This is a genomic window from Pseudomonas sp. J452 (assembly GCF_024666525.1).
Lineage (GTDB): Bacteria > Pseudomonadota > Gammaproteobacteria > Pseudomonadales > Pseudomonadaceae > Aquipseudomonas.
In genome coordinates this window covers 4,448,013-4,471,163 of the sequence record NZ_CP088294.1, presented here as the reverse complement: position 1 = coordinate 4,471,163, position 23,151 = coordinate 4,448,013, and the positions used below count along the sequence as shown (strand labels likewise).

Below are 23,151 nucleotides of genomic sequence, written 5' to 3'. Positions count from 1 at the left end.
GGAGTCTCCTAGTTGCGAATGATATGACCACTGGCCGGCAGGGCCTGGCCATCGAGCAGGGCGCCAGCATCGGCATGGCGCAGACGACCACTGGCAAACCAGCTGACCGCCAAAGGATAAATGCGGTGTTCTTCGGCATGCACGCGTTGCGCCAGGCTCTCTGGCGTGTCGTCAGCCTGTACCGGGACTACCGCTTGTACGACCAGTGGGCCGCCATCGAGTTCCTCGGTCACGAAGTGCACGCTGCAGCCATGCTCGCGATCACCGGCTTCCAGCGCGCGCTGGTGGGTGTGCAGGCCCTTGTATTTGGGCAGCAGCGAGGGGTGGATATTCAGCAGGCGGCCTTCGTAGTGACGGACGAAGCCGCCACTGAGGATGCGCATGAAACCGGCCAGCACCACCAGCTGCGGATCGAAGCCGTCGATGGCCTCGACCAGCGCGGCGTCGAAGGCTTCGCGGCCGTCGAACTGCTTGTGGTCGAGGACCAGGGTGTCGATGCCGGCTAGCCTGGCGCGTTCCAGACCGTAGGCATCGGCGCGGTTGGATATCACCGCGCGGATGCGTGCCGGGCTGTCACCGGTGGCGATGCTGTCGATCAGGGCCTGCAGGTTGCTGCCAGACCCGGAAATCAGCACCACGACATTGCAGTCGGCCATCAGTGGGCTTTCAGGTTGTTCAGCACGACCTGGGCAGCACCTTCGGCGGCTACGCCGATCTGGCCGATCACCCACGGCGCTTCGCCGGAAGCGCGCAGGCTGGCCAGGGTCGCTTCGACCTGGTCCTGGGCGACGCAGATGACCATGCCGACGCCGCAGTTGAGCACGCGGTGCATCTCATGTTCGTCGACGTTACCTTGCTCCTGCAGCCAGTCGAACACCGCCGGGCGGGTCCAGCTGGCCACGTCGACCACTGCCTGGGCGCCTTGCGGCAGCACGCGCGGGATGTTGTCGAGCAGGCCGCCACCGGTGATGTGGGCCATGGCTTTGACCGCACCGGTTTCCTTGATCAGCTTGAGCAGCGGCTTGACGTAGATGCGGGTCGGCGCCATCAGCAGGTCGGTCAGCGGCTTGCCAGCCACCTCGGTGGTTGCGATATCGACGCCAGCCACTTCGATGATTTTGCGGATCAGCGAGTAGCCGTTGGAATGCGGGCCGGAGGAGGGCAGGGCGATCAGGGCGTCACCGGTGGCGACTTTCGAGCCGTCGATGATCTCGGCCTTTTCCACCACGCCGACGCAGAAGCCGGCCAGGTCGTAGTCTTCGCCTTCGTACATGCCCGGCATCTCGGCGGTTTCACCACCCACCAGGGAGCAGCCGGCCAGTTCGCAACCGGCGCCGATGCCGGTGACTACGGTGGCGGCCACGTCGACGTTGAGCTTGCCGGTGGCGTAGTAGTCAAGGAAGAACAGCGGCTCGGCGCCGCACACCACCAGGTCGTTGACGCACATGGCGACCAGGTCCTGGCCGATGCTGTCGTGTTTGTTCAGGTTCAGCGCCAGGCGCAGCTTGGTGCCGACGCCGTCGGTGCCGCTGACCAGTACCGGCTGCTTGTAGCCGGCGGGAATTTCACACAGGGCGCCGAAACCACCCAGGCCACCCATGACTTCCGGGCGCGCGGTGCGCTTGGCGACGCCTTTGATGCGTTCGACCAGGGCTTCACCGGCGTCGATGTCTACACCGGCGTCCTTGTAGCTGATGGAGGGTTGCTTGCTCATGGGTTCAGGCCTTTAAAGGGGGAAATTCGAGTGGCGACCGGCCCTGGGTGGTGTCCACAGGCATGCCGGTCTGCGAAGGCGCGCGATTTTATCAGGCTTGCCCGCCAGCGGCCACCGGCCCCGACGGTTGCCGGGTGGCCGGCGGCTGTTTAAGGTATAGCCCTTCACGTGCACCTGTCGCACAACCCCCAGCCTTCGAGACTCACCATGCGCCTGTTCGTTCGTCTGTTTGCCCTGTGCTGCGCGCTGCTCAGCCTGCCGTCCTTCGCCGAGCCGGTCAGCGGCCTCTATCAGGTACGCGAGCCGGTCACCAGCCAGCAGCCGGAAGAACGCACGCTGGCGCTGGGCAAAGCCCTGGGAACCCTGGTGCTGCGCCTGACCGGCGATGCCAAGGCGCTGCAATCGCCAGCCCTGGATGGGGTGCGCAAGGACCCGCAGCAACTGGTCAGCCGCTATGTCTACGAAGGTGAAACCCTGGTGGTGGACTTCGATCCAGTGACCACCGACAACAAGTTGCGCCAGGCCGGACTGGCACTGTGGGGCGCCAATCGTCCATCCATCTTGACTTGGTGGATAGTGACTTCGCGAGAGGAAGCCAGCCTGGTTGGCGATGGCCAGAGCTCAGCCGCCCCCTTGCGCCAGGCCGCACAGAATCGCGGTTTGCCACTGCGTTTGCCGTTGGCCGACCTGCAGGAGCAGCTAGTTGCTACATCGGAGAATCTGAGTGCCAATCAACCCGATGCCCTGCGCGAGGCATCGAAGCGTTATGACGCCGATGCTCTGCTGACCGTGCTTGCTCGTGAAGAGTACGCTGGAATGGCAGCTGAGTGGCGTCTATGGCTTGGGGATACCCGTGAGCAGGGGACTGTTAAAGGCGGAAGTCCGCAAGAGCTGGCCGATGCCGTGCTGCTGGCCGTCAGCGAGCGCCTGGCACCGCGTTTCGTGGTCAAGCCGGGTGCCTCAGGCGCCATGCTGGTCGAGGTACAGGGCGCCGACCTGGCCCGCTATGCCGAGCTGGCACGCCTGCTCGAACCCTTCGCCGCACGCCTGAGCAAGGTCAAGGGCGATCAACTGACCTGGCAGGTCAACGCCAGCGCCGAACAACTGCGTACCCAACTGGGCCTGGCCGGCTTGCAGGAAGTTCCGGCAGATGCCGTGCCGCTGGATGCCACTGCTGCAGCTGGGGCTGCACCTGCTCCGGCACCGGCGCCTGCAAACCTGCTGCGCTTTCGCTGGTAGTCCGTCGCTAGGGATTCAGAGCCAGAGCGGCCCCAGATAACTGCTAGATCAAGGCGGAGAGCCTGATATGACCGATTCACGCCGCTGGATGTGGCTGGCTGGGCTGGTGCTGTTTTGCTGGCTGCTGTATCTGCTGACACCGATTCTCTCGCCGTTCCTGGTGGCCATGCTGCTGGCCTACCTGGGCGACCCGCTGGTTGATCGCCTGGAGCGGCGCAAACTGTCGCGCACCTGGGCCGTGGTGCTGGTGTTCGGCCTGTTCAGCCTGCTGTTGCTGATCCTGCTACTGGTGCTGATCCCCATGCTCGGTCGCCAGCTGATGCGCCTGTATGAGCTGGTGCCGCAGATGCTCGACTGGCTGCAGCACCAGGCACTGCCCTGGACGCAGGCGCAGCTTGGCCTGGCCGAGGACTTCTGGCGCTTCGAGCAGATCAAGGGCGCGCTCAGCGAACACCTGGGCAAGACTAGCGATATCGTCGGCCTGGTTCTGGCCCGGGCGACGGCCTCCAGCCTGGCGCTGCTTGGCTGGCTCGGCAATCTGCTACTGATTCCGGTGGTGGCCTTCTACTTGCTGCGTGACTGGGATGTGATGCTGGCCAAGCTGCAGGGCCTGTTGCCGCGGGCTCGCGAGAGTTTCGTGGTGCAGCTGGTTGGCGAGTGCCATGAAGTGCTGGGCGCTTTTATTCGCGGCCAACTGATGGTGATGCTGGCGCTGGCCGGCATCTACTCCGGAGGCCTGATGTTGGTCGGCCTGGAGCTTGGCCTGCTGATCGGCGTGCTGGCCGGGTTGGCCAGCATCGTGCCGTACATGGGCTTTATCGTCGGCTTCGGCGCGGCACTGGTGGCGGCGCTGTTCCAGTTCGGCGGTTTCGAGCTGTACCCGCTGATCGGCATCGCCGTGGTGTTCGGCATCGGCCAGCTGCTCGAAGGCATGCTGCTGACGCCCTGGCTGGTCGGTGATCGCATTGGCCTGCATCCGGTGGCGGTGATCTTCGCCATCCTCGCCGGCGGACAGCTGTTCGGCTTCACTGGCGTGCTGCTGGCCCTGCCGGTGGCGGCGATCATCATGGTTTTGCTGCGCCATGCGCATGATTTTTACAAGCAGTCAGATACCTATGGCGCCAGCAATACAGCTGACTGATTTTATTCGGTCAGCCCTGCCGGAATGTCCCGCATCCCGTGCAGGACACGCCACACATCAATGTGGTCATCACGCAGGATGTAGAACACCAGATGCGGATAGCGCTTTAGCGGCCAGTAGAAAAGTCCCGGCAGATCGAGTTCATGCGCGTAGCGAGTAAGACCGGCAGTAGGGTGTCGGGCAATATGCGCGTAAGCCGCTTCCAGATCGTCGATAAAGCCTAAAGCAGCCTGCTCGGCCTGTTCGCCCAGGTAGTAGCTAATAGCATCTTCTATATCCTGATTGGCCAACGCCCTCGGAATGACAGGTTTGGCCCTCATTCCTGAGCTTTCCGAACCCTGGCGCGCAGAGATTCGAAGTAGTCACCATCTACCGGGGCAGTGGGAGCCGATTCAGCCCCAGCCATGAGCAGGCCACGCAGATGCTGCCGATCCTGATCCTTGCGAATCAGCTCGCGGACGTATTCGCTGCTGGTGCTGTAGCCGCGCAGACTGACCTGATCGTCGACAAAGGTCTTGAGCGCGTCGGGCAGGGAAATGTTCATCGTACTCATGGAAAATCCCCTTTTGGCAAAATTTGCCAAAGTATACACCCCTAACCCTACCTCGCCAGCCTCGAACCCACTGAGGCAAATAGCGCCTCAAGGAGCGTATGGGAAAGCTAAGTGCCTGAATTGGAATGCAAAGCCATGCAATGACACTCCACGCAGAAGGCTATAAACTTTCCGCCCTCTATGGTGAGCCCGGAGCAGGTTCTGACGAACCGCCCAACCCTGCATGATCCCGATTCAGCTGCCCCTGGGGGTGCGTCTGCGTGATGACGCCACCTTCGCCAACTATTACCCCGGCGCCAACGCTGCGGCTCTCGGCTATGCCGAGCGCCTGTGCGAGGCCGATGCCGGCTGGACCGAAAGCCTGATCTACCTCTGGGGTAGCGAGGGCGTGGGGCGCAGTCATCTGCTGCAGGCGGCCTGTCTGCGCTTCGAGCAGCGTGGCGAATCGGTGGTCTATCTGCCGCTGGCCGAAGTGGCCGACTATGGCCCGGAGCTGCTCGACAACCTGGAGCAGTGCGAGCTGGTCTGCCTGGATGATCTGGAAGCGGTGGCTGGTCGGCCCGACTGGGAAGAGGCGCTGTTCCACCTGTTCAACCGCCTGCGCGACAGTGGTCGGCGTCTGCTGATCGCCGCCGCCGCCGCGCCACGCGAGTTGCCGATCGGTTTGGCCGACCTGCAGTCGCGCCTGACCCTGGCGCTGGTGTTCCAGCTGCATGCGCTGTCCGACGAGGACAAGCTGCGTGCCCTGCAACTGCGTGCCTCGCGCCGCGGCCTGCACCTGACCGATGAAGTCGGGCGCTTCATCCTCAATCGTGGCGAGCGCAGCATGAGTGCGCTGTTCGAGCTGCTCGAACGCCTCGACCAGGCCTCGCTGCAGGCCCAGCGCAAGCTGACCATTCCCTTCCTGAAAGAAGTCCTCGGCTGGTAGCTGCTGCTACGTGGGTGAGGCATCCAGTTCCGCGACAAATTCCTTGATCGCTTGCGCGCAGGCTTCTGCGCGGCTTTGCAGGATGAAGTGCGGCCCTTCCAGCGCGATCTGGCGCAGATCACTGCAATGCCGGCTGAGACTGGCTGCGGCGTTGCGCGAGACCAGGCGATCCTGCTGCGGCCACAGGTGCAGGGCGGGCACAGCGAGCGGCTGGCCGGGCTCCTGCAAGCACGCCAGGCTATGCAGGCGCGCCCGCAGCAGGGTGTCGGGCAACTGGCGGATTTCTTCGCGCAGCAGGGTGAGCAGCGCCGGATTGGCTTTTCGGCCGACACAGAACAGCTGCAACAGCTGATCGTTGCTGAGCAGGCGCTTGGGCAATGGTAGGTAGCGGCTGAGGGCTAGCAGCGGGTGCGGGCGGCGGAGGAATGCGGCGGCGAAGATCACCCCGCGCAGGCCGGGCGGCTGGCGCAGGGCTAGCTGGTAGGCCAGATGCCCGGAGAAGGACTCCCCGAGCAGGATGAAGGGGCTGTCGCCCAGCTGCGGCAGCAGAGTGGTGACCAGGCTGTCGCTGTCCTGCGGGCCCTGCGCTGGCAGCTGCAGAGCTACAACCGGCACGTCATCCAGCCAGGGCAGCAGCGGGGCGAACAGGCGGTTGCTGCCATTCAGGCCTGGCAGCAACAGCAGACGCATCAGGCCTCGCCGGCCAGCTTGCGGTCGTACTGGAAGCGCCAGCGGGTGTAGAGCAGGGCGCAGCAGAACAGGCCGAAGCTGATCACCGCTTCCAGCATGCCGAACAGCGCGCGCGCCGGGTCGATGGCCGCCAGTACGCCCTGGATGAAGTAGATGTTGACCACGAAGCAGGTCCAGGCGTGGGCGCGGGCGCTGCCGAGGAACAGACCGGGTGCAAGCAGCAGCAACGGTACCAGCTGGATGCTCAGTACCACCCAGGTGCGCGCGCCGTGCAGGTCGGCGAAACCGAGGTTCCATACCAGTAGCAGGACGAACAGGGCGATGAAGCTGAACAGGCTCAAGGCGCGCGTGAGTTTCAGCCGGGGCTGCAGCCAGTCGAGGGCGGGAAGGGGTTTCGCTTGCTTAGCCACGCGGGGTCTCCAGCTGCTGGGCGGTTTTACCCAGGCGTAGCCCGAGGGCGCGGCACAGGGCGATTTCGTGTTCGTCGAGGGCCCGCTTGCCGTCGGCACCGGCGTGGTGGCTGGGGCCATAGGGCGTGCCGCCGCCGCGGGTGTCGAGCAGGGCGCCTTCGCTGTAGGGCAGACCGCAGAGCAGCATGCCGTGGTGCAGCAGGGGCAGCATCATCGACAGCAGAGTGCTTTCCTGGCCGCCATGCAGGCTGGAGGTGGAGGTGAATACCCCGGCCGGCTTGCCGACCAGTTCGCCGGTCAGCCACAGGCTGCTGGTGCCGTCGAGGAAAAACTTCATGGGCGCGGCCATGTTGCCGAAGCGGGTCGGGCTGCCCAGGGCCAGGCCTGCGCAGTTCTTCAGGTCGTCGAGACTGACGTACAGCGCACCTTCGGCGGGAATCGCCGGCGCCGTAGCTTCGCACTCGGTGGATACCGCCGGCACCGTGCGCAGGCGCGCTTCCAGGCCCGCCTGTTCGACGCCGCGGGCGATCTGCTTGGCCATCTCGGCGGTGGCGCCGTGGCGGCTGTAATACAGCACCAGGATGTAGGGCGCGCTCATGCCAGCAACTCCAGGACTTTCTCCGGCGGCCGGCCAATCACCGCCTTGTCCCCGGCGATCAGGATCGGTCGTTCGATCAGCTTGGGGTGGGCAACCATGGCGGCGATCAACTGTGCCTCGCTGAGGCTGCCGTCGGCCAGGTTGAGGGCCTTGTATTCGTCCTCGCCGGTGCGCAGCAACTGGCGCGCACTGATGCCTAGCTTGTTCAGCAGGCTCTGTAGCTCGGCCGTGGTGGGCGGAGTTTCCAGGTAGCGCAGGATGTTCGGCGTCAGGCCGCGGGCTTCGAGAAGCTCCAGCGCGCCACGGGATTTCGAGCAGCGCGGGTTGTGATAGAGAGTCAAGTCGGTCATGGATGGGTCGCATCAGGACTGGGGTGGGCGCTATTCTACCTGCCTCGGCGCGGATCAGCGCAGTTCGGCATGCTAAGGAGAGGGAATGCGTCAGCGCTTAGAGGATGTCACGGAGTTCTGGCGTTTCCTGGTTCAGCGCTTCTTTGCCGACCGTGCCACGCAGAGCGCGGCGGCGCTGACCTACACCACCCTGTTTGCGGTGGTGCCGATGATGACTGTGACCTTCGCCATGCTTTCGGCGATTCCGGCCTTCCAGGACATGGGCGAGGATATCCAGAGCTTCATTTTCCGTAACTTCGTACCCTCTTCCGGGGCCACGGTGCAGGAGTACCTGCGCGAGTTCACCGTCCAGGCGCGCAAGCTGACGTGGATCGGTGTGGTGCTGCTGGCGATCACCGCGTTCATGATGCTGGTGACCATCGAGAAGGCCTTCAACACCATCTGGCGGGTGCGTCAGCCGCGCCGTGGCGTATCCAGTTTCCTGCTGTACTGGGCGATCCTCAGCCTGGGCCCGTTGCTACTCGGCGCCGGCTTTGCGATCAGCACCTATGTCACTTCGCTGTCGTTGCTGTCCGGGCCGGATGCGATGCTTGGCGCCAAGACCCTGCTCGGCTTCGCTCCACTGCTGTCCAGCGTTGCCGCCTTTACCCTGATCTATGCGACCGTGCCGAATGCCCGGGTGCCGCTGCGCAATGCGCTGCTCGGCGGCCTGTTCACCGCCGTGCTGTTCGAGGTGGCCAAGGCGCTGTTCGGCCTGTTCGTCAGCCTGTTCCCCGGTTATCAGTTGATCTACGGCGCCTTCGCCACGGTGCCGCTGTTCCTGCTGTGGATCTATGTGTCCTGGCTGATCGTGCTGTTCGGCGCCGAGCTGGTGTGCAACCTGTCGTCCTCGCGCCATTGGCGCCGCCGCGCGCTGCCGCGGCTGCTGGTGCTGCTGGGGATTTTGCGGGTGTTTCACGAACGTCAGCTGCAGGGTGTGCCGCTGCGCCATGCCGATGTGCAGCGCGAAGGCTGGCTGCTGCCGGAGGATGAGTGGGAGGAGGTCATCGACTTCCTCGAGCGCGAACACCTGGTCTGCCGGGTCAGCGGTGGCAATGGCTGGGTGCTCAGTCGTGACCTGGAGCATTACACCCTGCACCAGTTGCTCAATCGAAGCCCCTGGCCCTTGCCGCGGCCCGGGCAGTTGCCGGAAAAGCTGGCCGATGAGGTCTGGTACCCCGGTCTGCGCCGTGCCCTGGAACTGCTCAATGAGGAACAGGCCGCCTTGTTCGGCGGCAGCCTGGCGCAGTGGCTACGGGGATCGGACTGAGTGACCGTTGGTCGGCTCGGATAATCAGCCGGCGCACTTCACGAAGTTTTCACCTTTGCCCACATAATCTGAAGGCGTTGAATCTCCATGACGTAATGCTCCTTTGGCCCCGCCCTCGTGCGGGGTTTTCTTTTTTCTGGGCCGCAGCGTTTGTCGAGGGCTCGGACTAGAGCGATAGCACTCTTGTTTACCTGTGCTGGTTTGCTCGACAGTCACCCTCAATCCCTGGAAGAAACAGGAAGATTAGTGGCATGAGCCTGCCAGTACCGAAAAAGCGCTGCAGCGTGCCATTTATAAAGACCCTAAGCAGCCTGTCTGGTGGCTAGCGAACCGTTAAGAAAGCAATCGTGCTGCCCAAGGGGGAGTCGCTTGTTACAAGCCAGGCGTTTGTTCTCCACGTAATCGGATCAACCTTGAACTGTTGATACTCGTCTCTACTGGCGCAGTAGTACTTTTTTACCGGTGTGGAAATTTCTATCGAGTATCTGCAGAGTTCTCGGCGGCTTGAACTGCCAGGGCCAATACGCACCGCGTGCCGATTTGGTTCGGCAATCAGCTCGTGAACGCCTCGGGTTACGATGTAGCTGGAAAAACTGAAGTAACAGCAGAAGCTGATAACTGCTAGCACTGCAAGGTGCTTTCCGCGGCGATCAATTGTGAGAAATCCTACTTTGGTGTCTAGCCTGTAGAGCAGGATCGCCACCGGCAAGGAAGCAGGTAACCCTATCAGGCTCAGATCGAAAGGGCCGTTGCCAGCAAGATATATGCTGTAAAGCATGGGCAAAAACAGCGCTACCAGTAGATATCTACCGATTTTTGGCAGGTCGTAGTTTCTCAGCATGGGAGAGCTTTCCTTAGCCTCTTTCGATACTTCTTAGACACCATTGGACGCTCAAACGAAAAAGCCCTGCTTATGCAGGGCTTTTTCGTTTTGATCTGGAGCGGGTGAAGGGAATCGAACCCTCGTTATCAGCTTGGGAAGCTGGAGTAATGCCATTATACGACACCCGCTTTTGCGGGTGACTTTGTACCAGAATCCCCTGCGCAGGTGAAGCCACGGCGCGAGAAATACTCGTGTCGTGCCTCTCCCGGTGGCCGGAAGCAGAGGCGGGGCGGGCCTTGCTTCCAGTGCCGGTTCAGCCGACGAGTGCGGCGCTTTCCTGCATGACCAGGCTGCGCTGGCGGTTGCTGAGCGGCTGTTGCAGGTAGCTCATCAGCGTGTCGCGGGTCTGCAGCCAGGCGGCCTTGTGTTCCATGTCGAGAAAGTGACCGGCCTGGTCGATGCTGCGGAACTCGCTGTGGGGCACGTACTGGGCGAACAGGCGGGCATCCTCGACCGTGGTGTATTCGTCCCACTCGCCGTTGACGAACAACATGGGAATCTCGATTTCCGCGGCGAAGCTGATGCAGGAGCGGCCTTCCATGTTCAGCACGTTTTCCACGTGGAAGCACATCTGTTGGTACTCGTAGATTTCCAGGCTGGTCACGTGGCGATGGTTGTAGCGCTTGTACAGCGAGGGCAGGTGCTTGCCGATGGTGCCGTTGAGCAGTAGCCCGGCATTTTCGCGGTCGCAGGCCTTCATCACTTCCACGCCACGTTCGAGGTAGCCGAGCATGGCCTGGTTGGTGATCGGCGAGAACGAGTTGATCACCGCCCGCATGATGCGCCGCGGCCGCCGCGCCAGAGCCTGCAGGGTGGCAATGCCGCCCCAGGAGAAGGACAGCACGTGGTCGCAAGCGAAGTGTTCGACCAGTTCGAGGAGGATGTCGGCTTCCTCTTCGCGGCTCATCAGGCGCGAGTGCTCGTTGTGTTCGCGCGACTGCCCGGCGTAGGGCAGGTCGAACAGCACCACGTTGAAATGCGGGTAGAGATAGCGAACGGTCTGGGCGAAGGACGCCGTTGTCGACAGTGAACCGTTGACCAGAATGATGGTGTGCTCGGCGCTGTCCGCGCGGTAGAACTCCGTGTAAACCCGGTATTGCCCCTGGATATCCAGCACAGCAGTTTCTGGTTTCATGATGCATGCCCCTGACGTGCAATTACGGACGCGCAGCAAAAAACGCGAGCTGCGCGAGCTTCAGGACAGGTAGGCATGCGCCTGGAAAGTGGGGCCCTTGTCGACGGCTACAGTCTGCCGACAGGTATTGTTATTGACGGGCTATTTCTCGGTTCGGGAATCGACCGAGTGGAATGCGAGCACTCCGCGGCGGTGCGATTGGGGGCAGTCCCGTTACAGGTGCCGTAGCACCCTCAACCAAAAAAGTTTTCTTAGACTCTGCTTATGACTTGCTGGTCACTTACGGACCTTGGATTTGATTCAAGCAGGCTTGTGTGACCGAAGCAAGTCACTCCAATGGCTGATTTAGCAACTTCTGCCGGACGGTCGCAGGCCTAGACCAGAGCGGCTTCTTCGGCACTCAGCGGCCGGTATTCACCGGGTGCCAGCTCAGGGTCTAGCAGCAGCGGGCCCATGCGTTCGCGGTGCAGGCCGATGACCTTGTTCTGGAAGTGGCCGAACATGCGCTTGACCTGGTGGTAGCGGCCTTCATGCAGGGTCAGCAGGGCGCAGTGGCTGTCGAGAATCTGCAGTTCGGCGGGCAGGGTGGTGAGGTTCTCGTAGGCGAAGTACAGGCCCTGGGCGAACACCTCGATGTACTCGGGCGTGATCGGCTGTTCGGTCTGCACCCGGTAGACCTTGCCCAGGCGGCTGCGGGGCTCGGTGAGGCGGCGCGACCACAGGCCGTCGTTGGTGATCAGCAGCAGGCCGCTGGTGCTCAGGTCGAGGCGCCCGCCGATATGCAGCTCGTGCTTGTCCGGCTCGTTGAGCAGGTCGAGCACGGTACGGTGCTGCGGATGCTCGGTGGCGCTGACCACACCAACCGGCTTGTGCAGCATGAAGTAGCGCGCCGGCTTGCCGGCCTGCAGCAACTGATCATCCAGTTCGATGCGGCTGAACTCGCGCACCTCGCAGCGGCCATCACTGATTGTTTGCCCATCGACCCGAATGCGCCCGCCGGCCAACAGCAGGCGCGCGTCGGCGCGGCTGAACTGCGGCAGGTTGCTGAGGAAGCGGTCGAGGCGCACGGCTCAGTCCGCTTGCTTGGGCTCGGCGGGCAGGCCCTGAGCGCAGCGTGGGCAGAGGCAGGCCTGGTTACGCTGCGCGGCCGGCAGGCTGTCGAGCGCGGCTGGGGCGACGGCGGTGTGGAAGCACCAGCAGTCCTCTACTGCCTGGGACTGGCCGGCCTGGGCGCAGCGGTTGAGCTGGCCGCAGCGTGGGCAGCGGTTGGTGTCGCTCATACCTGCGGCTCGAAGGTTTCTTCGCAGACGCGATTGCGCCCGGACTGCTTGGCCCGGTACAGCGCGCGGTCGGCCCGGGCGATCAGGCGGTCGAGGGTGTCTTCGTCATGCAGTTCGGTGATGCCGATGCTGGTGCTGACCCTCAGGTTGACGCCGTTGAAGGGGAAGCTGCTGGCGTCGCTCTGCTCGCGGATCTTCTCAGCCAGCAGGCGCGCCGTGCTGCTGCCGGTGTCCTTGAGCAGCAGGATGAACTCCTCGCCACCCCAGCGGCAGATGATGTCGGACTGACGCAGGTTGCTTTGCAGGTTCTGTGCGAAGCCCCGCAGCACCTCGTCGCCGGCCAGGTGACCGTGGGTGTCGTTGAGCTGCTTGAAGTGGTCGAGGTCGATCAGCAGGGCGCTCAGCGGACTCTGGTTGCGCTTGGCCTCCTGCAGCGCCTGGCCGGCCAGCAGGTTGAAGCCGCGGCGGTTGGGCAGGTCGGTGAGCACGTCGGTGGTGGCCAGGGTGGTGATGAAACGCTGGTAGCGGCGCATGGCCAGGTACACCAGCAACAGCACCAGGCCGCTGATCAGTGCGCAGATCAGCAGGTTCAGGTAGAGGGTGTGGCGAATGCCGGCGAGGGCGCCTTCCTCGTGCTTGTCGACGAACAGGTACCAGTCCAGTTCGGGGATTAAGCGCACATTGAGGAAGTGGCCGCGGCCGTGCTCCTGGTACTTGAAGTTGCCACTCTGCGGCTGTGGCAGTTTGGCCATCAGTGCTTCCAGCCCGGCCACGCTGCTGAGCAACTGTCCGGCCTTGGCACCCAGCGGTCCGCCTTCGGCGCCGGTGAGCATCAGGCGACCGTCGCTGTCGACGAAGTACACGCTGCGCTCGTAGCGCTGCTGGTAGTCGTCAATCAGCTTGACCACGGCATCGACGGTGAGGCCGACGCCGGTAACGCCGATGAAGTTGCCGCTGTAGTCGAACACCTTGTAGTTGATGAAGATGGTCAACTGGTCGCGGTTGGCCATGTCCGGGTCGACATTGATTTCGTAGGCATCCTGCATGTCGCGCACGCGGAAGTACCAGACATCGCGCGGCTCGTCTTCGCGCACCTGCTTGAGCACGCCTTTGGCCTGGTAGTAGGTGTGGGTTTTCTCGGAGATGAAGAAGCTGGTGTAGGCACCGTAATGCTCCTGCACTTCCAGCAGGTAGCGGGTTATGGGTGCGGGATCCTGTTCGCCGGCCAGTACCCAGTCACGTAGGAAGGTATCGCGCGACATCATCGAGGAGATCAGGATCGGGCGTACCAGGTCCTTCTGGATCTCCGAATAGATGTTGTCGGAGGTCAGCGGCAGCTCGGTGTTGACGATGTTGTGGCGGATGCTGTCGCGCGAGGCGTAGTAACCGATCACCGAGGTGGCGGCGAAGCCACTGAGCAGCAGGGCGAGCAGCAGCAGAAGCAGGATGCTCTGGGCTTTGCGGGAGTGGCTGAGCGACATGTCGGGAAACCTGAAGAAGTGCGCCATGCTAGCGCGCCGGGCGGGTTGGCGTCACCGCCCGGCAGTGCAGGGCTAGGGTTTTGAGCCTAGTCGGGCAGCCCGCTAACTGTCTCAATCCAGGGCTCCAGACGCTGACCGAAATTGACCTGGGCCTGGAAGGCTGGACGCTCATCGCGCGAATAGGCGGCGGGCAGATGTTTGGCCAGGGTACTGCGCCAGCTATGCGGCACGTTGATACTGCTGCTGTGCAGCTGGTTGATCTGCCCGGTCAGGCGGCGCACGTTGCCGCTGCAATCGCACCAGACGCTGACTGTACCGGGCACCAGGGCGTAGCGGCGGCGATCGGCATAGCGCTGGCGCAGGCTGACGGCATCCAGGCCGACATCGACGGCGAACAGGCGACTGTCGCGCTGGCGTTGGTTGGCCAGATACTCGCGTGCCGTTTTTTCCGCCGCCTGCAGCTCTTTATCGTGCGGCAGTTTGGCCAGCCGTTTGCTGGCCTGCTGCAGCTCGGCGGCCGCACGCTGTAGCTCGGCCTGGTAGGCCGGGCCATCGAACTCCAGCACCACCAGCACCTCGCGCCTGTCGTCGCGCGGGTAATAGTCCGGACTCTGTTCGTCGAGCGGCGCGAAGCCCAGGGCCAGCAGTTGTTCCTGTTGCAGGGGCTGGCGTGTGTAGCGGTTATTGGCATCGTCTGAGCGTGGGCTACGCCAGTCCATGCGCAGGGCCAGGCCGCTGTTTTCTCGGCGCGGCCCCTCATGGTCGCGCAGCAGTTCGCGCTCCGAGAGCAGCAGGCTGCTGTCTGGCTGGCCCTGGCGGTTGTACCAGACACCGCCCAGCGCCACGACATTGCTCAGGAGAACCAGGGTGAGGCCGGCCAGCAGGGCGTGGCGGTTGGTGAGCGTGATCATGCGTCTGCCTCCTTGTGGCTGCGGCGCAAGCGCCCGAGCACCAGCAGGCTGAGCACAGCCATCAGACCGAGCAGGAGGAAGAACAGGTACTTGGGCAGCACGTCCCACCACCAGTCGACCATCTTGATGCCGAGGAACAGGATGAAGAACAGCTGGCCGGTCAGCGCCACCTCTATCCAGTCGCGGCGCGTGCCAAGCCAGATGGCCAGGGCCGCGGCGACAAAGCCGAGCAGTTGGTAGCCGACTTCGATGCTGTCGGCGGAAAACGGCAGGTAGCTGCCATGTCCCCAGTTGGCCAGCACCAGCATGGGCACGAACAGGGCCAGCAGACCCATGACCCGGTAGATGGCGGCGAAACCGCTGAAGCGTGCCTGGCTGAGGAACTGCGGCAGCAGGACGAACAGCAATCCGCATGGCAGGAAGTTTTCCGGGTGCTCGCCTGCTTCCAGCCAGTAGAGACCGCTCCAGGTGCACAGCAGGGTGGCGCTGTAGGCCAGCAGGCAGGCCAGCCCGGCGATCAGCAGCAGACGGGCGTTGCAGCTGTAGGCCAGCAGCAGGGCGAGGGCGGCCCAGGGCAGCAGGGCCTTGTCCGAAGGAGTGATATTGAAGATCTGCCCGAGCAGACTGATGTTGAGCACGAAGCAGGCGAAGGCGAGCAGGGCGGCTAGCTTGCTGAAATAGCCGGAAGGGTCGCGCTGGCGGATGATGAAGGTCAGCAGCAGGCTGGCGAGGGAGAAACCGATGAGGATGGCGACCTGCGCCGTCTCGCTGAACAGGCCCCAGAACTGGTAGAAGAAGAACAACAGGCTGGCCGCCAGGGCCAGGGCGCCGAGCAGCGAGACGATGCGCATGCTCAGCGACAGGCGCTTGCTCTGCTGGGTGTGGTCGATGTCGAAACGACTGCGGTACTGCGCCAGCAAGTCCTGATGATGCACCTGCAGATGCTGCAGCTGCTCGTTGCCGAGCGTCAGCGCCTGCTCTTCATGCAGGCGCTGCACCTCGCGGTAGAACGCCTGGATATCGTCGGCGCGCTGCTGGGCCTGGTCGCGGGTGAGGGTTGGCATACGGTTCCCTGTGTATGTTGGGCCCCGGCAAGCTGGGGCGACTTCCTCAAGGTCAGCACTCTAAACCTGAAGGACCACCCCCGGCCAGATACGGGGCGTAGTCGGTGCTCGGTGGCGACGGTGTGGCCGTATTCCCGAGCCAGCGCCATCCAGGCCTATGCTTGCTGTGCCACCAGCGGCAATACCAGGGTGGCGATAAAGCCGCCCTGCGCATGATTGGCCAGCGTCAACTGCCCACCATGCCGTTCCGCTGCCCGCCGCGCGATGGCCAGGCCCAGGCCGTGGCCGGCGGCGCTTTGGCCGGGTGCGCGGAAGAAGGGTTCGCCGAGCTTGTCCAGTAAATCCGCAGGCACTCCGGGGCCGTGATCGCGCACGCTGATCAGTAACTGCTGCGGCTGGCGCTGTACGCTGATTTCGATCGGCTGCCCGAGCGGATTGAAACGCAGGGCATTGCGCAGCAGATTGTCCAGTGCCCGTCCGAGCATGTCCGGCCAGCCCTGCAAGGGCAGCGGACGGCTGTCCATGTGGATCTGCAGTTGTTGCTCGGGAGCGCTCAGGCGCGTGTCCTCCCTGAGGGCGTCGAGCAGCTTGTCCAGGTCGATCGCTTGCGCGGTGCCCGGCTCGGCATCCAGGCGGGCGAGGGCGAGAATCTCGCTGATCAGGTCTTCCAGGCGGTCGCACTCCTGGCCCAGGCGCGGCCAGAGTTTTTCGCGTTCCGCCGGTTCGGCCCGTTCGGCCAGGGCCAGGGCGATGCGCAGGCGCGCCAGCGGTGAGCGCAGTTCGTGGGACACATCACGCAGCAACTGGCGCTGGCTGCCGATCAGCCCTTGCAGACGGGCGCCCATGCGGTTGAAGTCGCGCGCCAGCACGCCGAACTCGTCGCGCCGGCCGGCCAGGCGCGCCAGGCTGTGCTGCTGGTAGACGGTCTGGCCGAGGTCGTGCACGGCGCCGCGCAGGCGCCCGAGCGGACGGGTGATGGACAGGGTCAGCAGCAGGCTGAGCGCGGTCAGCACCACCAGGGCTATGCCCAGGGCACTGAGGGGTAGAAGCAGGCTGCCGCGGTGCCAGGCTTCCAGTTCTGGATGCGGGATACGGTAGATGAACAGGTAGGTATTACCGCTGCTCGGGCTGGTGTATTCGGCCGTCAGGCGCCGCCAGGGCAGGCGTCGTTCATTGTGCTGGCGGGCCTCGTACGCGGCGGCACGGGGCGGGAAGGTGCCGCGTACCAGGGGCTCGCCATTGTCGTCTAGCACCTGGATGTCGATGTGGAAGCGCCGCTTGCGCCGCTCGAGAAAGTCCTGTGCGGCTTGCGCGCCCTGTTCTTCGAAGCGCTGGCTCCAGCGCTCGGGCAGGTTGTCCAGGGCCGGGTGCTGGTTGATGATCCAGCTATCCTGGTTGAGCGTTCGGCCGAGCAGGATGGAGAGCCCGGCAACCAGGACGATGGCCAGCCAGAAGCTGGCAAAGATGCGCCAGAACAGTGAAGACACGGGCGTTCCTCAAGCAAAAGGCCCGGCCTGCCGTGGGGCAGGTCGGGCGGTAGGGTTTGGCCGGTCGCTGCAGCGTGCTGCCGCCCCGTCACTCGGCCTCGCTGTCTTTCTCGGCTTTCCAGGCGGCGAATTCTTCACGCTCGGCGCGGCGCTTGTCCATTTCCGCCTTGTGCGCGTCGAAAGTCTTCTGCTGCTCCGGGGTGAGGATGGCGCGGATCGCCTTATCGTGTTCCAGGCGCGCGTTTTCCAGTTCTTTGTGCAGGGCCTGCTTGTCGGTTTCCGACAGCTTGTCCAGGTACTTCTGGGTGATCTCCTGCGGGCCGTTCTTGCGCTCGCGCATCAGTTCGCCCATCTGCGCGCGCTGTTCGGCGCTGAGGTCGAGGTCCTTGAACATGCGCATGCCCGGGCCTCGGTGTTCGCCACGCATGCCGTCTTGGCCGCAGTGTTGGTTATCGCGGGGGCCGCCTTCGGGCATGGCCAGCGCCAGGGTCGGCAGGGCGCCTGCAAGCAGCAGGGCGATCAGGGTCTTGCGCATGGTGTGTCTCCTTGTCTCGATGCCGGTGGATTACCGGATGAGCCCAGTCTAGGGACGGCAAGGTCAAGCGCAGTCAGGCAAGGGTAAAGGCTCGGTAAAGACAGGCTGTCAGGGTTAGGCGTTGTAGTAATAGCCGCGACTACGCAGGGCAACGATGCGCGGGCGACCATCGGCATGCGGGCCGAGCTTCTTGCGCAGGTTGCTGACATGCATGTCCAGGCTGCGGTCGTAGAGGGTCAGCTTGCGGCCGAGGGCCAGTTGCGCCAGGGTCTGTTTGTCCACCGGTTCGCCTGGCTGTTGCAGCAGGGCTTCCAGTACCCGGCTTTCGGAAAGGGTCAGGCTGATTTCCTGTTCGCCGATGCTGGCTGCACCACGGACCTGGCTGTAGCTGAGGTCGCCCAGCTCCAGGCGTGAGCTACTGGCTACCGGCGTTGTGCGGCGCAGCACGGCGCGCAGGCGGGCGGTGAGCTCACGCGGGTCGCAGGGTTTGGCCAGGTAGTCGTCGGCGCCCAGTTCCAGGCCGAGGATGCGGTCCAGTGGTTCGCCGCGGGCCGAGAGCATCAGTACCGGCAGCTCCGGGTGCTCGCTGCGCAGTTGCTTGAGCAGTTCCAGGCCACTGCCGTCGGGCAGCATCACGTCGAGGATCACCGCGGCCGGCGTGGCTTGTGCCAGGGCCGCTCGGGCACTGCTGCCATCATGGCTGGCGCGCACCTGAAAACCCTCCTGCTGCAGCCAGCTGGCCAGCAGTTCGCAGAGTTCCTGGTCGTCGTCGATCAGCAGCAGTTCGTTCATGGGCTGTGCTTCAGACCCACTGGCTCTGGCGTTTGTTACGCCGTCCGCCACTCAGGCGGCCGACGATGAAGGCCAGCAGGGCGGTACCGGCGCCGACGGCGAACCACATCTGCTGTTCGCTGAGCAGCTGATTCGGCCGCTGTGCCTGGGCTTCCTTGAGTTTCAGTTTGAGGCGCTGGTTTTCCTGGCGCAGGCGGCTGAGCAGGGCGCTGTCGCGCTCGCCATCGGTTGCCGCGGCGCTATTGCTTGCCGGGCTTTCTGCCGGGGTTGCTTGCGCTGCGGCGGCCGGGCTGTCGCTGCTGTTGGTCGTGGGTTCCACGCTGCTGGTGACACTGGTGGGGGCTGCGGGCGCTTCTTCGGCGGCCAGCAAGGGCGCGAACAGCAATGTAGTGAGAAGCAATGACAGCGGACCTGTGCGCATGAGGAACTCCAGTTTCCCGTTTGTTGTTATGGGTTATGCGTGGCGATGGCTTGCGGATGAATCAGAAAAATTTCAGGGGAGTACCAGTTTGAAGGGCTTGACCAGCACACTGGCATACACGCCGGCGGCGCGGTAGGGGTCGGCATCCGCCCAGTTCTGTGCGGCGACCAGGGATTCGAATTCGGCGACGATCAGGCTGCCGGAGAAGCCGGCCGGGCCCGGGTCAACGCTGTCCACCGCCGGGTGCGGGCCGGCCAGCACCAGGCGGCCTTCGCTTTTCAGCTGTTCCAGGCGCGCCAGGTGCGCTGGGCGGGCAGCCAGGCGTTGTTCCAGGGAATTGGCTACGTCGCTGGCGATGATGGCGTAGAGCATGTCAGTCCTTACTTTGCTGGGGGGCTTCGTCGTGCATGTGGCGCGCCAGGTAGACGCCCTGGGCGACCAGGAACAGCACGGTCATGCCCAGGCTGCCGAACACTTTGAAGTCGACCCAGATGTCGTGGAAGGTGAAGGCGACGAACAGGTTGGCGCAGCCGCTGAAGATGAAAAAGGCGATCCAGGCGATGTTCAGGCGGGTCCAGATCGGCTGCGGCAGGCTGATTGCGTGGCCCATCATGCGCTGGATCAGCACCTTGTTACCGATGAAGTGGCTGGCGGCGAAGCCGGCGGCGAACAGCCAGTTGACCACCGGGGCTTTCCACTTGAGGAAGGTTTCACTGTGGAAGGCCAGGGTCATGCCGCCGAACAGCAGGCAGGCCACCAGGGTCAGCCATTGACCCTTCTCCAGCTTGCGCTGCACGGCCAGCAGGGTGCCGTAGACCAGCACCGAGCTGGCGATCAGCACCGCCGTGGCGCTGAAGATACCGCCCAGCTCGAAGCTGTGACCAGCCAGGTCGAGGGTGCGTGGGTCGAGTTTGTAGACGATGAAAAACAGGATAAGCGGGATGAAATCGATGAATTGTTTCACGGCGGCAGCCAGAAGCGGGATGTGGCGGCATAATAACAAACATCATTGACCCTGAAAGCGGCCCCATGAAAGTAGATCTGCACTGCCACAGCACCGCCTCGGACGGCGTTCTTGCCCCGTCCGTGGTGGTTGCGCGCGCCCATGAGCGGGGTGTGCAGTTGCTGGCGCTGACCGATCACGACACCCTCGAAGGTCTCGATGAGGCGCGTCAGACCGCGGTTCAGCTGGGGCTGCAGCTGGTCAACGGCATCGAACTGTCCTGTACCTGGGGCGGCGCTACTATTCATGTATTGGGGTATGCCTTCGCCGCCGACGCCCCGGCTTTGCAGCAGGCCATCGGCGAACTGCACCAGGGCCGCTGGCTGCGCGCCGAGGAAATCTCCCGGCGTCTGGAAGCCAAGGGCATGCCCGGTGCGCTGGAGGGCGCGCGCGCCGTGCAGCAGGCCCTGGGTGATAGCGGCAACGCACCAGCGCGGCCGCACTTTGCCGAGTTCCTGGTGCGTGCCGGGCATGTGCGTGATCATGCCGAGGCATTCCGCAAGTGGCTCGGCTCCGGCAAACTGGGCGATGTGAAACAGCACTGGCCGACCCTGGAGCAGGCGGTTGGCACGCTGCGCGAGGCGCGCGCCTGGATCAGCCTGGCGCACCCCTGGCAGTATGATTTCACCCGTAGCAAGCGGCGCCGTCTGGTCGCCGACTTCATCGCCGCCGGCGGTCATGCGCTGGAAGTGGTCAATGGCCTGCAACCGGCCGAACAGGTTGGCGGTCTGGCCATTCTGGCGCGAGAATTCGGCATGCTGGCCAGCGTCGGCAGTGATTTCCATGCACCGGGCGACTGGTCGGAGTTGGGCATGTACCGTCCGTTACCCGAAGATCTGCCACCTTTGTGGGAGCGCTTCAGTGATGTCCACAGCCCGAATATTACTGCCCTCTGAACAGGGAGAGGTCATGAGTCAGTTCTTCCAGGTGCACCCGGAAAACCCGCAGGCGCGCCTGATCAAGCAGGCCGTGGAAATCATCCGCGGTGGTGGCGTGGTGGTCTATCCGACCGACTCTTCCTACGCCATCGGTTGCCTGATCGGTGACAAGGGCGCGGTCGAGCGCATCCGCCGTCTGCGCCAGCTGGACGACAAGCACAACTTCACCCTGGTATGCAGCGACCTGTCGCAGATCGGCCTGTTCGCCAAGGTCGATACCGCTGCCTTCCGCGTACTCAAGGCGCATACCCCGGGGCCTTACACCTTTATCCTGAATGCCACCCGTGAAGTGCCGCGCATGCTCCTGCACCCCAAGCGCCGCACCATTGGTCTGCGCGTGCCGGGCCATCCGATCGCCCAGGCGCTGGCCGAGCAGCTGGGTGAGCCGCTGATGAGCGTGAGCCTGATTTTGCCTGGCGAAGAGCTGCCGATGAGCGATCCCTACGAGATGCGCCAGGTGCTCGAACACCATGTCGACCTGGTCATCGATGGCGGCTACGGCGGCCTGGAGGCCTCCACCGTGGTCAACCTGGCCGATGGCGAGCCGGAAGTATTCCGTGTCGGTTGCGGCGATCCCAGCCCCTTCCAGGAGGCCGAGGCGTGAGTGAGGCCGTCGATGTGCAGGCCGGCGCCCAGCAGGAACTACCGTTTGCACTGGTCTACGGCCAGGCCGTTACCGAGCTGCCGCTCGATCTGTATATCCCACCGGATGCCCTGGAAGTCTTCCTTGAGGCTTTCGAAGGCCCGCTCGACCTGCTGCTGTACCTGATCCGCAAACAGAACATCGACATCCTCGATATCCCGGTGGCCGAGATCACCAAGCAGTACATGGGCTATGTCGAGCTGATGCAGTCGGTGCGCCTGGAACTGGCCGCCGAGTACCTGGTGATGGCTGCCATGCTCGCCGAGATCAAGTCGCGCATGCTGCTGCCGCGCTCCAGCGAAGTCGAAGACGAGGAAGACGACCCACGCGCCGAACTGATCCGTCGCCTGCAGGAATACGAACGCTACAAGGCCGCTGCCGAAGGTCTGGACGAGTTGCCGCGGGTCGGTCGCGACCTCACCGTGCCCAAGCTCGACGCCCCCGAGGCGCGGGCGCGCAAGCTGTTGCCGGACGTCAGCCTGGAAGAGCTGCTGCTGTCCATGGCCGAAGTGCTACGGCGGGGCGACATGTTCGAGAGCCACCAGATCACCCGTGAGGTGCTGTCCACCCGCGAACGCATGAGCGAGGTGCTGGAGCGCCTCAAGGGCGGCGCTTTTGTGCCGTTCGTCGAGCTGTTTGCGGTGGAGGAGGGGCGCCTCGGCGTGGTGGTGACCTTTATGGCGGTGCTGGAACTGATCAAGGAGCAATTGGTAGAGCTGGTGCAGAATGAAGCCTTTGCGCCCATCCACGTGCGTGCCCGAGCCGAATAGATGAATCTGAGCGACCCCCAAGAGCTGGCCAGCCTGCTGGAAGCATTTCTCCTGGCCTCCGGCAAACCGCAATCGCTGGAGCGCATCTGCGAGCTGTTCGACGAAGCCGAGCGCCCGGAGCTGGCGACCATCCGCGATGCCCTGAGCATTCTCGCCGCCTCCTGCCAGGGGCGGGCCTTCGAGCTGAAGGAAGTCGCCTCCGGCTATCGCCTGCAGGTGCGCGAGAAGTTTGCGCCCTGGGTCGGCCGTCTGTGGGAAGAGCGGCCGCAGCGCTATTCGCGGGCCATGCTCGAAACCCTGGCGCTGATCGCCTACCGCCAGCCGATCACCCGTGGCGAGATCGAGGATATCCGTGGCGTGGCGGTCAACAGCCAGATCGTCAAAACCCTGCTGGAGCGCGAGTGGATTCGCGTGGTCGGCCATCGTGACGTGCCCGGCAAGCCGGCGATGCTGGCCACCACCCGGCAGTTCCTCGACCACTTCAACCTGAAGAACCTCGACGAATTGCCGACCCTGGCCGAGCTGCGCGAGCTGGAGCCTGAGCCGATGCTGGCGCTGGAAGACGACTTGCCGGTGCCGGCTGGTCTGCAGGCGCGTGCCGATGCCGCTGGCGCAGAAGAAGCGGCCGAGCCGCGCGACGAAACCAGCTTCCGTAGCCTGCTGGCCGAGCTGGATACCATGGAGCAGGGGTTGAAGACCGACTTCGACGACCTGGCCCTGGACGATGAGATCGAAGCTGAATCCGAGACTGCCGACGAGTCGCTGGTCGACCTGGATGCCAAGGATCCCCTGCATTGAAATACTCCATCGGCAGGATTGAGACGTTCAATCCTGCCGCTGTGATCCACGCCTTTATGCTGGCCGGGCTTTCCCTAT

General features: G+C 63.8%; 29 protein-coding genes and 1 tRNA gene. 8 read left to right on the top strand and 22 right to left on the bottom strand.

The annotated features are described in order from the left end of the window. Positions 1 to 8: 8 nt before the first annotated feature. The gene (gene purN, locus LRS11_RS20410; protein WP_409519756.1) at positions 9 to 656 is read right to left on the bottom strand and encodes a phosphoribosylglycinamide formyltransferase; all 648 of its coding nucleotides are present in this window, start codon (positions 654 to 656) and stop codon (positions 9 to 11) included. Next, a complete protein-coding gene (gene purM / locus LRS11_RS20405; protein WP_260494658.1) occupies positions 656 to 1,714 on the bottom strand; it encodes a phosphoribosylformylglycinamidine cyclo-ligase in 1,059 nt (352 codons plus the stop codon). The genes purN and purM overlap by 1 nt, the downstream gene beginning before the upstream one ends. A gap of 207 nt (positions 1,715 to 1,921) precedes the next feature. Here purM and LRS11_RS20400 point away from each other — a divergent pair, with 207 nt between their 5' ends. Together LRS11_RS20400 and LRS11_RS20395 are read left to right on the top strand one after the other, a co-directional pair. After that, positions 1,922 to 2,953, top strand: coding sequence for a DUF2066 domain-containing protein (locus LRS11_RS20400; RefSeq protein ID WP_260494657.1), 1,032 nt, complete (start codon positions 1,922 to 1,924; stop codon positions 2,951 to 2,953). Positions 2,954 to 3,020: 67 nt separating this feature from the next. Continuing rightward, a complete protein-coding gene (locus LRS11_RS20395; protein ID WP_260494656.1) occupies positions 3,021 to 4,094 on the top strand; it encodes an AI-2E family transporter in 1,074 nt (357 codons plus the stop codon). A 2-nt stretch (positions 4,095 to 4,096) separates the two neighbouring features. Here the strand turns inward: LRS11_RS20395 and LRS11_RS20390 are convergent, their stop codons facing one another. Continuing rightward, a complete protein-coding gene (locus tag LRS11_RS20390) occupies positions 4,097 to 4,414 on the bottom strand; it encodes a type II toxin-antitoxin system RelE/ParE family toxin (protein ID WP_260494655.1) in 318 nt (105 codons plus the stop codon). Continuing rightward, on the bottom strand, positions 4,411 to 4,647 hold the full coding sequence (locus LRS11_RS20385; protein WP_260494654.1) for a type II toxin-antitoxin system ParD family antitoxin: 237 nt from the start codon (positions 4,645 to 4,647) through the stop codon (positions 4,411 to 4,413). The genes LRS11_RS20390 and LRS11_RS20385 overlap by 4 nt, the downstream gene beginning before the upstream one ends. A gap of 223 nt (positions 4,648 to 4,870) precedes the next feature. On the opposite strand from LRS11_RS20385, the gene hda reads away from it, so the two are divergent. Then, the gene (gene hda, locus LRS11_RS20380; protein WP_182833207.1) at positions 4,871 to 5,575 is read left to right on the top strand and encodes a DnaA regulatory inactivator Hda; all 705 of its coding nucleotides are present in this window, start codon (positions 4,871 to 4,873) and stop codon (positions 5,573 to 5,575) included. Positions 5,576 to 5,581: 6 nt separating this feature from the next. Here the strand turns inward: hda and LRS11_RS20375 are convergent, their stop codons facing one another. From LRS11_RS20375 to arsC, 4 genes are read right to left on the bottom strand one after another with little or no spacing between them, the layout of a single operon-like run. After that, a complete protein-coding gene (locus LRS11_RS20375) occupies positions 5,582 to 6,265 on the bottom strand; it encodes an alpha/beta fold hydrolase (protein WP_260494653.1) in 684 nt (227 codons plus the stop codon). Then, positions 6,265 to 6,675, bottom strand: coding sequence for a DUF2069 domain-containing protein (locus LRS11_RS20370; RefSeq protein ID WP_260494652.1), 411 nt, complete (start codon positions 6,673 to 6,675; stop codon positions 6,265 to 6,267). The genes LRS11_RS20375 and LRS11_RS20370 overlap by 1 nt, the downstream gene beginning before the upstream one ends. Next, entirely contained in the window at positions 6,668 to 7,273 is a 606-nt protein-coding gene (gene wrbA, locus LRS11_RS20365) for an NAD(P)H:quinone oxidoreductase (protein WP_260494651.1), read from the bottom strand. The genes LRS11_RS20370 and wrbA overlap by 8 nt, the downstream gene beginning before the upstream one ends. Next, positions 7,270 to 7,623, bottom strand: coding sequence for an arsenate reductase (glutaredoxin) (gene arsC / locus LRS11_RS20360; protein ID WP_260494650.1), 354 nt, complete (start codon positions 7,621 to 7,623; stop codon positions 7,270 to 7,272). Before arsC ends, wrbA begins: the two co-directional genes overlap by 4 nt. 85 nt (positions 7,624 to 7,708) lie before the next feature. Here arsC and LRS11_RS20355 point away from each other — a divergent pair, with 85 nt between their 5' ends. Beyond that, entirely contained in the window at positions 7,709 to 8,932 is a 1,224-nt protein-coding gene (locus LRS11_RS20355) for a virulence factor BrkB family protein (protein WP_260494649.1), read from the top strand. A gap of 322 nt (positions 8,933 to 9,254) precedes the next feature. Here LRS11_RS20355 and LRS11_RS20350 read toward each other — a convergent pair whose 3' ends face one another. The 14 genes from LRS11_RS20350 to LRS11_RS20285 form a co-directional block, all read right to left on the bottom strand. After that, positions 9,255 to 9,773, bottom strand: a complete 519-nt coding sequence (locus LRS11_RS20350; protein ID WP_260494648.1) for a hypothetical protein — start codon at positions 9,771 to 9,773, stop codon at positions 9,255 to 9,257. Positions 9,774 to 9,869: 96 nt separating this feature from the next. Next, a tRNA-Gly gene (locus tag LRS11_RS20345) sits at positions 9,870 to 9,943 on the bottom strand. 125 nt (positions 9,944 to 10,068) lie between these two features. After that, positions 10,069 to 10,950 (bottom strand): alpha/beta fold hydrolase, encoded by an 882-nt coding sequence (locus tag LRS11_RS20340; RefSeq protein WP_260494647.1) that lies wholly within the window; start codon positions 10,948 to 10,950, stop codon positions 10,069 to 10,071. Between the two features lie 374 nt (positions 10,951 to 11,324). Beyond that, positions 11,325 to 12,017, bottom strand: coding sequence for a pseudouridine synthase (locus LRS11_RS20335; protein ID WP_260494646.1), 693 nt, complete (start codon positions 12,015 to 12,017; stop codon positions 11,325 to 11,327). Positions 12,018 to 12,020: 3 nt separating this feature from the next. Further along, a complete protein-coding gene (locus tag LRS11_RS20330) occupies positions 12,021 to 12,230 on the bottom strand; it encodes a cysteine-rich CWC family protein (RefSeq protein WP_260494645.1) in 210 nt (69 codons plus the stop codon). Further along, complete coding sequence (locus LRS11_RS20325; protein ID WP_260494644.1) at positions 12,227 to 13,711, bottom strand: sensor domain-containing diguanylate cyclase; 1,485 nt, start codon at positions 13,709 to 13,711, stop codon at positions 12,227 to 12,229. The genes LRS11_RS20330 and LRS11_RS20325 overlap by 4 nt, the downstream gene beginning before the upstream one ends. A gap of 86 nt (positions 13,712 to 13,797) precedes the next feature. Beyond that, positions 13,798 to 14,622, bottom strand: coding sequence for a DUF4824 family protein (locus tag LRS11_RS20320; RefSeq protein WP_260494643.1), 825 nt, complete (start codon positions 14,620 to 14,622; stop codon positions 13,798 to 13,800). After that, on the bottom strand, positions 14,619 to 15,686 hold the full coding sequence (locus tag LRS11_RS20315) for a DUF2157 domain-containing protein (RefSeq protein WP_260494642.1): 1,068 nt from the start codon (positions 15,684 to 15,686) through the stop codon (positions 14,619 to 14,621). The genes LRS11_RS20320 and LRS11_RS20315 overlap by 4 nt, the downstream gene beginning before the upstream one ends. Positions 15,687 to 15,841: 155 nt before the next feature. After that, a complete protein-coding gene (locus LRS11_RS20310) occupies positions 15,842 to 17,173 on the bottom strand; it encodes a HAMP domain-containing sensor histidine kinase (protein ID WP_260494641.1) in 1,332 nt (443 codons plus the stop codon). A gap of 88 nt (positions 17,174 to 17,261) precedes the next feature. Then, the gene (locus LRS11_RS20305; protein WP_260494640.1) at positions 17,262 to 17,708 is read right to left on the bottom strand and encodes a Spy/CpxP family protein refolding chaperone; all 447 of its coding nucleotides are present in this window, start codon (positions 17,706 to 17,708) and stop codon (positions 17,262 to 17,264) included. Between the two features lie 114 nt (positions 17,709 to 17,822). Next, positions 17,823 to 18,500: a response regulator transcription factor gene (locus LRS11_RS20300; protein WP_260494639.1), complete on the bottom strand. Its 678-nt coding sequence runs from the start codon at positions 18,498 to 18,500 to the stop codon at positions 17,823 to 17,825. Positions 18,501 to 18,510: 10 nt separating this feature from the next. Continuing rightward, positions 18,511 to 18,921, bottom strand: coding sequence for a hypothetical protein (locus tag LRS11_RS20295; RefSeq protein ID WP_260494638.1), 411 nt, complete (start codon positions 18,919 to 18,921; stop codon positions 18,511 to 18,513). 72 nt (positions 18,922 to 18,993) lie between these two features. Continuing rightward, on the bottom strand, positions 18,994 to 19,293 hold the full coding sequence (locus LRS11_RS20290; RefSeq protein ID WP_182833222.1) for a YciI family protein: 300 nt from the start codon (positions 19,291 to 19,293) through the stop codon (positions 18,994 to 18,996). Between the two features lies 1 nt (position 19,294). Further along, a complete protein-coding gene (locus LRS11_RS20285) occupies positions 19,295 to 19,885 on the bottom strand; it encodes a septation protein A (RefSeq protein ID WP_260494637.1) in 591 nt (196 codons plus the stop codon). A 65-nt stretch (positions 19,886 to 19,950) separates the two neighbouring features. Here LRS11_RS20285 and LRS11_RS20280 point away from each other — a divergent pair, with 65 nt between their 5' ends. The 4 genes from LRS11_RS20280 (at position 19,951) to scpB (ending at position 23,073) form a co-directional block, all read left to right on the top strand. Then, a complete protein-coding gene (locus LRS11_RS20280; RefSeq protein ID WP_260494636.1) occupies positions 19,951 to 20,820 on the top strand; it encodes a PHP domain-containing protein in 870 nt (289 codons plus the stop codon). A gap of 13 nt (positions 20,821 to 20,833) precedes the next feature. Next, entirely contained in the window at positions 20,834 to 21,466 is a 633-nt protein-coding gene (locus LRS11_RS20275) for an L-threonylcarbamoyladenylate synthase (RefSeq protein ID WP_260494635.1), read from the top strand. Positions 21,467 to 21,576: 110 nt separating this feature from the next. Further along, positions 21,577 to 22,275 carry a segregation and condensation protein A gene (locus LRS11_RS20270; RefSeq protein WP_260496964.1) on the top strand — a complete coding sequence of 233 codons (699 nt, stop codon included), beginning with the start codon at positions 21,577 to 21,579 and terminating at the stop codon, positions 22,273 to 22,275. Then, entirely contained in the window at positions 22,276 to 23,073 is a 798-nt protein-coding gene (gene scpB / locus LRS11_RS20265) for an SMC-Scp complex subunit ScpB (protein WP_260494634.1), read from the top strand. Positions 23,074 to 23,151: the final 78 nt, after the last annotated feature.

Excerpts from the sequence above, each read along its gene's own strand:
- scpB (WP_260494634.1), top strand. The coding sequence starts at position 22,276 with ATGAATCTGAGCGACCCCCAAGAGCTGGCCAGCCTGCTGGAAGCATTT.
- LRS11_RS20390 (WP_260494655.1), bottom strand. The coding sequence starts at position 4,414 with ATGAGGGCCAAACCTGTCATTCCGAGGGCGTTGGCCAATCAGGATATA.
- LRS11_RS20315 (WP_260494642.1), bottom strand. The coding sequence starts at position 15,686 with ATGCCAACCCTCACCCGCGACCAGGCCCAGCAGCGCGCCGACGATATC.
- LRS11_RS20330 (WP_260494645.1), bottom strand. The coding sequence starts at position 12,230 with ATGAGCGACACCAACCGCTGCCCACGCTGCGGCCAGCTCAACCGCTGC.
- LRS11_RS20280 (WP_260494636.1), top strand. The coding sequence starts at position 19,951 with ATGAAAGTAGATCTGCACTGCCACAGCACCGCCTCGGACGGCGTTCTT.
- LRS11_RS20320 (WP_260494643.1), bottom strand. The coding sequence starts at position 14,622 with ATGATCACGCTCACCAACCGCCACGCCCTGCTGGCCGGCCTCACCCTG.
- LRS11_RS20385 (WP_260494654.1), bottom strand. The coding sequence starts at position 4,647 with ATGAGTACGATGAACATTTCCCTGCCCGACGCGCTCAAGACCTTTGTC.
- LRS11_RS20400 (WP_260494657.1), top strand. The coding sequence starts at position 1,922 with ATGCGCCTGTTCGTTCGTCTGTTTGCCCTGTGCTGCGCGCTGCTCAGC.
- wrbA (WP_260494651.1), bottom strand. The coding sequence starts at position 7,273 with ATGAGCGCGCCCTACATCCTGGTGCTGTATTACAGCCGCCACGGCGCC.
- purM (WP_260494658.1), bottom strand. The coding sequence starts at position 1,714 with ATGAGCAAGCAACCCTCCATCAGCTACAAGGACGCCGGTGTAGACATC.
- LRS11_RS20305 (WP_260494640.1), bottom strand. The coding sequence starts at position 17,708 with ATGCGCAAGACCCTGATCGCCCTGCTGCTTGCAGGCGCCCTGCCGACC.
- arsC (WP_260494650.1), bottom strand. The coding sequence starts at position 7,623 with ATGACCGACTTGACTCTCTATCACAACCCGCGCTGCTCGAAATCCCGT.
- LRS11_RS20355 (WP_260494649.1), top strand. The coding sequence starts at position 7,709 with ATGCGTCAGCGCTTAGAGGATGTCACGGAGTTCTGGCGTTTCCTGGTT.
- LRS11_RS20350 (WP_260494648.1), bottom strand. The coding sequence starts at position 9,773 with ATGCTGAGAAACTACGACCTGCCAAAAATCGGTAGATATCTACTGGTA.
- LRS11_RS20290 (WP_182833222.1), bottom strand. The coding sequence starts at position 19,293 with ATGCTCTACGCCATCATCGCCAGCGACGTAGCCAATTCCCTGGAACAA.
- LRS11_RS20295 (WP_260494638.1), bottom strand. The coding sequence starts at position 18,921 with ATGCGCACAGGTCCGCTGTCATTGCTTCTCACTACATTGCTGTTCGCG.
- LRS11_RS20325 (WP_260494644.1), bottom strand. The coding sequence starts at position 13,711 with ATGTCGCTCAGCCACTCCCGCAAAGCCCAGAGCATCCTGCTTCTGCTG.
- LRS11_RS20300 (WP_260494639.1), bottom strand. The coding sequence starts at position 18,500 with ATGAACGAACTGCTGCTGATCGACGACGACCAGGAACTCTGCGAACTG.
- purN (WP_409519756.1), bottom strand. The coding sequence starts at position 656 with ATGGCCGACTGCAATGTCGTGGTGCTGATTTCCGGGTCTGGCAGCAAC.
- LRS11_RS20340 (WP_260494647.1), bottom strand. The coding sequence starts at position 10,950 with ATGAAACCAGAAACTGCTGTGCTGGATATCCAGGGGCAATACCGGGTT.
- LRS11_RS20395 (WP_260494656.1), top strand. The coding sequence starts at position 3,021 with ATGACCGATTCACGCCGCTGGATGTGGCTGGCTGGGCTGGTGCTGTTT.
- hda (WP_182833207.1), top strand. The coding sequence starts at position 4,871 with ATGATCCCGATTCAGCTGCCCCTGGGGGTGCGTCTGCGTGATGACGCC.
- LRS11_RS20275 (WP_260494635.1), top strand. The coding sequence starts at position 20,834 with ATGAGTCAGTTCTTCCAGGTGCACCCGGAAAACCCGCAGGCGCGCCTG.
- LRS11_RS20375 (WP_260494653.1), bottom strand. The coding sequence starts at position 6,265 with ATGCGTCTGCTGTTGCTGCCAGGCCTGAATGGCAGCAACCGCCTGTTC.